This window comes from Oleiphilus sp. HI0117 (assembly GCF_001635235.1).
The window spans coordinates 1-891 of the sequence record NZ_LWGA01000102.1; the positions used below are offsets into that span (position 1 = coordinate 1).

At 44.6% G+C, this 891-nt stretch carries 1 protein-coding gene; it reads left to right on the plus strand.

The window, feature by feature from the left end:
- Window positions 1-125 precede the first annotated feature (125 nt).
- On the plus strand, window positions 126-891 hold a 766-nt coding region (locus A3757_RS01470), incomplete at its 3' end, for a triacylglycerol lipase (RefSeq protein WP_068739036.1).

Consider the following 891-nt stretch of genomic DNA (forward strand, 5'->3'; position numbering starts at 1 on the left):
TGGTTAAAAAATGTTCGTTTGTGATCTTGTAGAACCTTTTTTGATTGGTTTTTTGTCAAGCTAGTCTTAAGCGCTATTGAATAAAGCGACCCTGATTAATAAAAACAAATAATAGGCAAAACAATATGAAAGCTAAAAATAATAAATTTGGCCAAGCTAAAAGCTGGCTTTTACTCACGGCACTGATGGTCTTTAGTGCTCAAGCAAGTGCAATTTGTTGGTGGTGGCAGGATTGCGACGCCTACGAAACAAAATACCCTATCGTTCTAGTTCATGGTGTTTCGGGCTTTAGCGATATTTTAGGTATCGATTACTTTTATGGTGTTAAAAGTGCTCTTAAAGAACGTGGTGCCAAGGTTTATGCGCCGAATGTGACTGCATGGGATGATGCATACCAGCGTGGAGAAGACCTTATTGCAGCATTGGAAGATCTTCGTGCGGCGACGGGTGCGCAGAAATTCAACTTGATGGGCCACAGCTTGGGTGGGCCAACTGTACGCTATGCAGCGGGCGTAAGACCTGACTTGGTTGCTTCGGTAACGACTATCAATGCGGTGAACTTTGGTTCTGACTTCGCTGATGTTGCTCGCGGTATCGTTCCTGTTGGTGGTGGCCTTGAAGCATTGGTCGAAGGATCTCTTAATCTGCTTGGTAACGTAATTGATGCCTTGTCAGGCAACCCTGAGTATGCGCAGGATGCGTTGGCCTCAGTAACGTTCATGACATCGCCAGGCGCTAACCAGTTTAACGCTTTATTCCCGGATGGAAAGCCTAGCTCACGTTGTGGTGAAGGTGCATCTAAAGTAAATGGTATTCGTTACTACTCATGGGGTGGTGATGCGACATTTACCAATGCTTTAGATATTTCAGATGCGTTCTTGATGTTTACGG